Genomic DNA, 5520 nt, shown 5'->3' with positions numbered 1-5520 from the left:
TTATCACTATTGGTGCATCTGTCCGTAGGCTACCGTTGACGGAACAACGGGTTCAATCATTCAATTCCAGCTCGTGGATTAGAATTTTGAACAATTATTTACGCAACTTCGTGTCGCACTTTGATGTACTGATTGATAATTGCATAGGACTTGCCCGAACCGGGCGTGCCCAAGACCATCGTCGCACGGAAGGGATTGACAAGGTTGATCCATCCGTCATACGCCCTGCCCCTGAACCAGAAGCGGGTGCGGAGGTTGACGGAATACTCGTTCTCCTTCAGCTCGGTCTCCTGCATGAAGGATTCGTTCTCGACGTTGAACACGTCTTCGAGCAGGTCGGTCTTCAGCAGGCGGGACATCCACAACCCCGCCATGAGCAGGCAGATATACCCGGCGGTAAGGGTGGCGATATACAGCACGGTGTCCGCCGGAAACGGCAGAGGAAGGGTGAGCAACCACCCGTTGCCGAAAAAGAGCAGCAAGCCGGACACGCCGCAAAGGGTGATCCTGCGCCACGTGATTTTCTGTTCCTTCACGCCCTTTGTGCCGAGGCAGCTAAGGGCGAGGAACAGCACGGCGAAGAGCTTCGTCCAGAGGATATGGGAGAACAGCCCGGCGGTACGCTGGAAGCCGAGCAATATCCTATCGACCACGCCGATGTCGATGCCCCACTCCCGGACAGACTGGTAACAGAACCAGTAAATGTTGATGACTACAAATAAAATGCTTATCGCACGCATGAACTCCATGACTTTGGCGAGTCCACGCAAATCGTCTTCGTTTTGCATAATTCGTTGAAAATTAATGATAAAACTTCGTTTTATTATGTACTTTTTCCTTTTGCCTTGATGCAAAAGAAAAAGTACCAAAAAGAAAAAATCAAGACTGCATTTTCTCGCTACTCCACTTCGCAATTTTCGGATAAGGACAAAAAGCTGTTTGAGCGTAGCGAGTTCTTTTTGTCCCCGAAAATTGCTGCGTTCCGCTTTACGCTGCGAAAATGAGGTCGGTGTGCCATGCGGATGGGCATTGGGCATTGTTACTGTTGCCTTCCATATTTGTGTTTTTTCTTCCTTTTTCGGGGCGGTACGGGCTGGTCGCCGGACGCTCCGCCGGGTACGGGGGCAAAGAGGTTGAAGGCGGCCGCCACGTTCTGGGTGGTGCCGTCCTTGTGGTCGGGACGGTAGCCCGTGTGCTGCTCCTGCCATTCGGTGATGTGGGAATGTTCCGGCTGGTGCTGTTGTGATGCCAGTCCGGTGGTATCCTGCCCGGCGAAAAGGTCGTTGAACACGCCTGCGGAGAACTCCTTGCCCAGACGGGAGCCGTTGAAGACGGCTTTGGCGGCATGGTCGATGAAGGTCGCCCCATAGATGCGCCCGGCATCGTTGGTGCGGAATACCACGCCTATTCCCTGCCGCATGAGTTCCCGCTCGAACTGCGCCCGGTCATGCCCTGCGGTCTGCATGGCGGCTGCAACCTTTCCGGCGGTGGCGGCGGCGACCTCCCTGTGGGTCTTTTCCCATGCGGCAGCGTTGTGCATCCGCCTTTCAAGGGCTGCGACGCCCGCCTCCTTGCCGAACACGGAGGACTTGAAGGGCTTGCCGACCTTGTTGCCCTCCCTGTCGGTTGCCGAATAGGTCAAGCCGTGATACTCCCGCCCGCCGTATTCCCCCTTTACCTCGTCCACCGTGATGCCGTAAAGAGAAAGGACGGCACGGTATTCGCCCAGTGTACGGAAACGCCACTCCCGGGCGAGCGGGCGGATGACTCCCGCCAACTGCCCCTTGAGGTTGCCGTCCCCGTAACCGACTGGCGACAAGGGCAGCCCCTCCTTCCACTGCTTGGGCGTAGCCGGGACAAGACCGAACTGCCGTTCCAGCTCCCGGCAGACCTTCATCGAACGCCCGTGCTCGTAGCTGTCGGAAATGGCACGCCCGGTTTCGTCCACCCGGACGGAGACGATGTGCAGGTGCTCCCGCCCGATGTCGTTGTGGCGATAGACGATATAGGGCTGGTCGCCGAAGCCCATGCGCCGCATGTACTCCTCCGCCAAGCTGACAAACCGCTCTTCGCTCAAGCAATCCTTCGGGTCGGGATTGAGGGAGATGTGCAGGACGGGCTTCTCGGTCTTACGGTTGGCGGTCAAATAGTCGCCGAACGAGCGGGAAAGATGCCCTATCGTGTAGGGGTTATCGCCCTGCGACTCGATAATCCGGCTGGTGAAAAGCACGTCGGCGTGCCGTTCGTCCACCTTCAACTGGTTGTAGGCAAGCACCCCGTACAGGCTGCTGCCGTGCGAAATCTTGGCTATCATCGGACGGGGTATTTGCTTTGGAACTCCTCCACCAGTGCGGAAATCCGCTTGCTTAACTCGACCAGTTCGAGGGTGTGCCGCTCCAGCTTGTAGAGGAAAGCGAGGGCTTTCTTCTCCGAGAAATTGGATTTGAGCGCACGCACGCATTGGTTATAGTTCGTGCCTATGGCACGGAACTGCGAGTGGAAAGTGGTCAGGCGCATGTAGAAATCCTGCGTCCCCTTATCCAGTTTAATGACCTTAATCTCCCTTCCGAAAAGTGCGGAAACGATAAACTCCGCCTTGGTCGCCTTGCCCGACTCGTCGAAAAGCGCGAGGAAACGGGCGTTGTCCCCGTCGTCCAGACGGAACACGTAGCGGTGGCGCATCTTGTCGGGCTTGGGCTTTCGCCCGTGGTTGCCCGCATACTTCTTCTGATTGTCCATCATCCTGTAAAATTTTAAGTGAAACATGGTCTGAAAACGCCGTATGCCTACGGCTCTCCCCCGTGAGCAGCCCCCGACTCCGGAGGGGGATGCCACATCGAGGGGGCAAGGTGGTGGTGAGGCACGAAATTCATTTCGAGTGCCGCAGCACACAACTTGCCATTTTCGTTTGAAAATAAAATCCGTCCTGCCGGACAGATTGGGGATGCCCTTGCCTGCTGCGGAGTGCCGGGACACTCCCTCGGGCGGTTGCCGTTCTTCTCCATTCTTACTCCATTTTGGTTTCCGCCTGCAAAGTAACAGCCCTTTTCCCGTCCGGACACCATGCCCGGATGCGACAAACCTACGGGTGGAAAGACAATGCACGACACGCTGATAATCAAACGGATAAACTACCGGTATTTTGATATTCCTTTGCGCCGTGGAAGCGGTGAAACGACTGTCCGGATAGACAAGGAAACAACCGGATAGCCGACCAGACGGACAGCCGAACGGCTGACGGTCTTGCCGGACAAACGGACGGACAACCGGATAACCAGCCGGACGATCGGCTAAACAGCCAAACGGTTAAATGACTAAACGGCTAAACGGTCAAACGGCTGGACAGCCGGATGATTGGATGGACGGATGCCTGAACGAATGAACGGACGAATGACCGGCAAAGTGGCTGAAAGGCTGACCGATTGAGTGAACAGAGAAGCGGCTGCACGGGCAGCCGGATGAATAACCAACAGAATGACGATATGGACAGACAGACATTGAACGTGGCTTTCGCCACACAGAAAGGCGGCAGCGGCAAGACGGCTATCACGGTGCTGGTGGCGGGCTACCTGCACTACCGCTTGGGGTGTCCGTTAGCGGTGATCGACTGCGACTTCCCGCAGTACAGCCTGTACGAGATGCGGGAGCGGGACAGCCGGGCGGTACTGGAGAACGAACACCTGAAACGGGCGGCTTACGAACAGATGCAGCAGCCGGGGCGTGCCGCCTATCCGGTGCGCAAGTGCCGGGTGGAGCAAGCCCCCGACACGGCAAGGGAGCTGGCGGCGGAAGGCTGCTACGACCTGCTCTTCTTCGACCTGCCGGGCACGGTGAACTCGGCGGGCATCCTGCGCACGATCGCACAGATGGACTACATCTTCGCCCCGGTGAGTGCGGACAAGGCGGTGCTGGAAAGCACGCTCTCCTTCCTCGACGTGCTGCAACGGATGATGCTGGGCAAGGAGACGAGCCGCCTGAAAGGGCTTTACCTTTTCTGGAACCAAGTCGACAAGCGGGAAACGAGCGGGCTGTACGAGAAGTACGGGCAGGTGGTCGCCGACATGGGGCTGCCGATGCTGCAAACCCGCATCCCCGACACGAAACGCTTCCGCAAGGAGGCGGACAGTACGGGACGGACGGTATTCCGCTCCACGCTGCTGGCTCCCGACAGGCGGATGCTGGCAGGCAGCGGCATCCCCGAACTGACCCGTGAGATAGCAACCATCCTCAAACTGGAAGGCTATGAAGAGACAGCGGAATGAGAAGCCCATCGACGAGGAGCTGCTGATGCGGATGATGGCGGGCGAGGCGGCAGGGACGGGAGAACCGGGAACCGGAAAGGGGGAAACCGCCGTGCCGGTGGAGAAGGCGCAGGAAGGGAAGGCGGCGGAGACAAGACGGCGCAAGGGAAGGCAGGCGGACTACGAGACGACCTTCCTCAAAGGCATGGATATCCCCGCCCGCTACGGCAAGCCGGTCTATGTGCGCCGTGAGTACCACGAGCGCATCGCCAAAATCTCGGTGATGCTGACGGGCGGCAAGGTGTCGCTCTCGGCATACATCGACAACGTGCTGGCGCAGCACTTCGAGCAATACCGGGAGGAGATCGAGGCGGCATACGCCGGGAAACTGGAGAACCTCTTTTAAAAAGGAAGGAGGAAACGGCATGATACTGAAATTATCGCTCACCGTCCTGCTGCTCTATTACCTCGGCGTGCTGTGGAAATACTACCGGCAGGACATCGCCGGGATGTTCGGTACAGCGGAGACGGACGAAGGCACGGACGAGCCGGATCAGGAGCCGGGGCAACCGGGCGAGCCGTACACGGTCATGGGAGAAAGCACCTACCTGCCCTTCGCAGCGGAGGACGGGGAGGAAGCGGCAGCCGGAGCCGTGGACGAACCCGCCACGGAGGACGACGGGGCGGACTACTCCGACATCGAGCCGGAGGAGGACGAGGAGGAGACGGACTATGAACCCACGCCGGAGGAGATCCGGGAACTGGAGGAGGACGAGGAATTAGGGGCTTATTACCCGGACGGCAACCCCGACTTCGCCACGGGGTACTCCTTCGATGACCTGAAAAAGGTGCGCCGGGTACTGGTGTCGGACGATGCGGACGAAAAGGCGGAGCGGGAAGCCCGTGAGGTGCTGCCGTCCGTGATGGGGTCGGACATCTGGGAGGCGATGCTGGACGAGTTCGAGGGCGCACGGCAGCGTGTCGCCCGGCTGATGGACAACCATAATGTTTAATTAAAATTTTAAAGACAAATGAAACAGAAAAGAATCTTTTTTACGGCGGCCTGCATACTGGCTGCCGTGGGCGCAATGGCGCAGGGAAACGGGCAGGCGGGCATCACCGAAGCCACGCAGATGGTCACCTCGTATTTTGAGCCGGGGGTGTGACACGTGAGCCGCGTAAGTGATTGTGTAACTATGATTTAATTCATTGATTACACCTGCAATTCCGTTTGCAGTAGTCTGAGAGTACGTGCATTGCGAGTAATCTCTTTGTGCGA

At 57.9% G+C, this 5520-nt stretch carries 7 protein-coding genes and 2 pseudogenes; 4 read left to right on the top strand and 5 right to left on the bottom strand.

The window, feature by feature from the left end; all coding sequences use genetic code 11:
* Positions 1–119 precede the first annotated feature (119 nt).
* The 5 genes and pseudogenes from H8S63_RS19485 to H8S63_RS19465 form a co-directional block, all read right to left on the bottom strand.
* Positions 120–788 (bottom strand): annotated as a pseudogene (locus H8S63_RS19485) (YWFCY domain-containing protein); the annotation flags it as partial.
* A 251-nt stretch (positions 789–1039) separates the two neighbouring features.
* The gene (gene mobB, locus H8S63_RS19480) at positions 1040–2314 is read right to left on the bottom strand and encodes a conjugal transfer protein MobB (RefSeq protein ID WP_118430340.1); all 1275 of its coding nucleotides are present in this window, start codon (positions 2312–2314) and stop codon (positions 1040–1042) included.
* On the bottom strand, positions 2311–2739 hold the full coding sequence (gene mobA, locus H8S63_RS19475) for a conjugal transfer protein MobA (protein ID WP_004327358.1): 429 nt from the start codon (positions 2737–2739) through the stop codon (positions 2311–2313). The genes mobB and mobA overlap by 4 nt, the downstream gene beginning before the upstream one ends.
* A 47-nt stretch (positions 2740–2786) precedes the next feature.
* Positions 2787–3122 (bottom strand): hypothetical protein, encoded by a 336-nt coding sequence (locus H8S63_RS19470; RefSeq protein ID WP_182426167.1) that lies wholly within the window; start codon positions 3120–3122, stop codon positions 2787–2789.
* A 192-nt stretch (positions 3123–3314) separates the two neighbouring features.
* Positions 3315–3470: a hypothetical protein gene (locus H8S63_RS19465; RefSeq protein WP_153880962.1), complete on the bottom strand. Its 156-nt coding sequence runs from the start codon at positions 3468–3470 to the stop codon at positions 3315–3317.
* Positions 3471–3482: 12 nt separating this feature from the next.
* On the opposite strand from H8S63_RS19465, the gene H8S63_RS19460 reads away from it, so the two are divergent.
* From H8S63_RS19460 to H8S63_RS19445, 4 genes and pseudogenes are all read left to right on the top strand, one after another.
* Positions 3483–4262, top strand: a complete 780-nt coding sequence (locus tag H8S63_RS19460) for a ParA family protein (RefSeq protein ID WP_229108220.1) — start codon at positions 3483–3485, stop codon at positions 4260–4262.
* Positions 4243–4647, top strand: a complete 405-nt coding sequence (locus tag H8S63_RS19455; RefSeq protein ID WP_070752801.1) for a DUF3408 domain-containing protein — start codon at positions 4243–4245, stop codon at positions 4645–4647. Before H8S63_RS19460 ends, H8S63_RS19455 begins: the two co-directional genes overlap by 20 nt.
* A 19-nt stretch (positions 4648–4666) precedes the next feature.
* Positions 4667–5254: a DUF4122 family protein gene (locus tag H8S63_RS19450; RefSeq protein ID WP_118430343.1), complete on the top strand. Its 588-nt coding sequence runs from the start codon at positions 4667–4669 to the stop codon at positions 5252–5254.
* Between the two features lie 18 nt (positions 5255–5272).
* Positions 5273–5401, top strand: a pseudogene (locus H8S63_RS19445) (DUF4134 family protein); the annotation flags it as partial.
* Positions 5402–5520: the final 119 nt, after the last annotated feature.

The organism is Bacteroides sp. NSJ-39 (assembly GCF_014287315.1).
GTDB lineage: Bacteria > Bacteroidota > Bacteroidia > Bacteroidales > Bacteroidaceae > Bacteroides > Bacteroides finegoldii.
Note: the sequence above shows the minus strand (reverse complement) of the source record. Positions and strands in the feature narration are given on the sequence as shown.